3 protein-coding genes are annotated in these 2,595 nt (G+C 70.7%); all 3 read left to right on the top strand.

Translation table 11 applies throughout. The features are described from left to right. A partial coding sequence (locus tag HR086_RS46200; protein ID WP_373564454.1) for a tetratricopeptide repeat protein occupies positions 1-545 on the top strand: 545 nt, incomplete at its 5' end. After that, positions 542-2,278, top strand: a complete 1,737-nt coding sequence (gene xseA / locus HR086_RS46195; protein WP_174468844.1) for an exodeoxyribonuclease VII large subunit — start codon at positions 542-544, stop codon at positions 2,276-2,278. The genes HR086_RS46200 and xseA, both read left to right, overlap by 4 nt. Before the next feature lie 48 nt (positions 2,279-2,326). Beyond that, on the top strand, positions 2,327-2,595 hold a 269-nt coding region (xseB, locus tag HR086_RS46190; RefSeq protein ID WP_174468843.1), incomplete at its 3' end, for an exodeoxyribonuclease VII small subunit.

Here is a 2,595-nt window from a genome sequence, read left to right as displayed (position 1 = left end):
CCCCCAAGCCCTGGGAGCCCGCCGTCGAGCGCTTCCGCGACGGCGATATGTCCGGCGCCGTGGCCATCCTCAACGCGTGCATGTCGAAGAACCCGCAGTGCAAGAAGCTGCTCGCGCAGATGTCGGAGTTCAGCACGCTCTACAAGCGACTGGAGGACCTGGAGGCGAAGGGGCTGCAAAAGCTGCTGTCGCTCGACAAGGACATCACCGACGGGCGCACCAGCAAGATGGCGCGCAACGCGGGCACTCGCGCGGCGACCATCTTCTACAAGAGCGCCAGCTCCGCGAAGGCTTCCGGTCAGTGGGCCCGCGCCATGGAGTTCGCGCGGCGCACGTTGCAGGCCGACCCGGGCCACGCGGGCGCGGCGAACATCATCAGCGAGCTGAAGACGAAGGGGCGGGAGCTCTACCTCCTGGCCTACTCCCTGAAGGACGGCAGCCCCGAGGACGCGCTGCCCAAGTTCAAGGACGTGGTGGCCATGACGCCTCCGGATGACGAGTACCACGACAAGGCGAAGTCCTGGGTCGAGAAGCTCTCGCGATGAAGAAGCGCAAGGGCGCGGGCGGCGAGTCACCGCCGCCCGTCACGTCGGGTTCTCAGTGGGACTTGTTCGGAGCCACTCCCGCGCCCTCCACCGCCGCGCCGCCGTCGGCGCCGCGCGTGGTGGCCCTGCCGAGGAAGGCGCCTCCACCGCCTCCTCCGGTGGACGCGGACGGCACGGGGCTGTTGGGGCCGTTGGAGGGTGTGCCCGCCTCGCCGCCCAAGCCCGAGCGCTCGGTGCTTTCGGTGGCCGAGCTCACACGTCAGCTCAAACAGACGTTGGAGTCCCGCTTCGCGCGTGTGCTGGTTCGCGGTGAGGTGACGGGCTTTCGCGGCGCCAACGCGCGAGGGCATTGGTACTTCTCGCTGAAGGACTCCGTCGCCTCCATCGACGCCAAGGTGTGGGCCTCGATGGCGGGGAGGATGCGCTTCGCGCTGCGCGACGGCATGGAGGTGCTGGCCGAGGGCAGCGTCGACCTGTACGAGCCGCAGGGGCGCTACAGCCTCATCGTCTCGCGGCTGGAGCCGGTGGGGGAGGGCGCGCTGGCGCTCGCCTTCGAACAGCTCAAGGCGCGACTGGCGGCCGAGGGGCTCATCGGCGACCGCCGTGTGAGGGCCCCGCGTCCGTTGCCGTTCCTGCCCCAGCGCATCGGTGTGGTGACGAGCCGCACGGGTGCGGCGCTCCAGGACTTCTTGCGCGTGCTGCACTCGCGCAACCCCCGGCTGAGCGTGCTGCTGGCGGACGCGCGCGTGCAGGGCGAGGGCTCCGCGCCGGAGGTGGCCCGGGCGATTGCCCGACTGGCTCGCACCGACGTGGACGTCATCGTGGTGACGCGCGGCGGTGGCTCGGTGGAGGACCTCTGGACCTTCAACGAGGAGGAGGTGGCGCGCGCCATCTTCGCCTCGCCGGTACCGGTGGTGTCGGCCATCGGCCACGAGATTGACTTCACCATCTCCGACTTCGTGGCGGACTGGCGGGCGGCGACCCCCAGCGCGGCGGCGGAGCGACTGGCGCCGGTGCTCGCGGACCTGGAGCTGTCGCTGGCCACCCAGGCGGGGCGGCTGCGCCGGGCCATGGAACGCCGGGTGCTGGAGCTGCGCGAGCGACAGGGTCAGCTCGCCTCCCGGCTGGATGATCCGCGGCGGGCGCTCAACCACCAGCGGCTGCACCTGTCCGAACAGGTGGAAGCGATGATGCGCGTGCTGCGGCCCGCCGTGCGCGAGCGCCGTGAGTCGCTGCGCGCGCTGACGGAGCGCCTGCAGCGCTCGCGGCCCCAGGCCCGGCTGAGCGAGCAGCGGGCGCATCTGCTGAAGCTGGCCATGCGACTGTCGGAGGCGGCGCGCGCGGGCGTGGCGACGCGGCAGGCGACGCTGGCGACGGCGCGACTCGGGTTGGAGCGGGCCTCGCCGACGGCGCTCATCTCGCGAGAGCATGCCCGGCTGGCGGCGCACCAGGCACGCCTGCGGGCGCTTCAGCAGGGGACGCTGGCGGAAGCGCAGAGGCGTTTCCAGCGTCTGGAAGGGCGACTGGACGCGATGAGCCCGCTGAAGGTGATGTCGCGTGGCTACTCGGTGGTGTTCCGTCAGCGAGACGGCGGGGTGGTGCGCTCCGCCGCGGATGTCGAGGTGGGAGAGCGCCTGGGCATCAAACTCGCGGCGAATGGGGCGAAGACGCTGGGCGGATGTGAAGAAGTCGAAGCCACTGTCACGTCGGTAAAAGGGCCGGTGGACTGCTAACGGGCCACCCTCTAGAGTCCCGCGCCCCGAACGGGGAGGTGGAAGGCTGTGGCGAAGGCGGACAAGGCGTCCAAGGCGGACAAGGCGGCGGAGGGCGAGGTTCCCGGGCAGTACGGGGACGTCGTGTCCCGACTCGAGGAGACGGTGGGCCGGCTGGAGAGCGGCAATCTGTCGTTGGAGGACTCTCTCAAGGCGTTCGAGGAAGGCATCCGGCTGGTACGCCGGGGTGAGAAGCTGCTGACCGAGGCGGAGCAGCGCATCGAACAGTTGCTCCAGGATGAGGACGGCAACGACGTGGTGGCGCCGCTGTCCGTGGC

Origin of the sequence: Myxococcus sp. CA039A (genome assembly GCF_013336645.1) — a bacterium.
GTDB lineage: Bacteria > Myxococcota > Myxococcia > Myxococcales > Myxococcaceae > Myxococcus > Myxococcus llanfairpwllgwyngyllgogerychwyrndrobwllllantysiliogogogochensis.
Note: the sequence above shows the minus strand (reverse complement) of the source record. Positions and strands in the feature narration are given on the sequence as shown.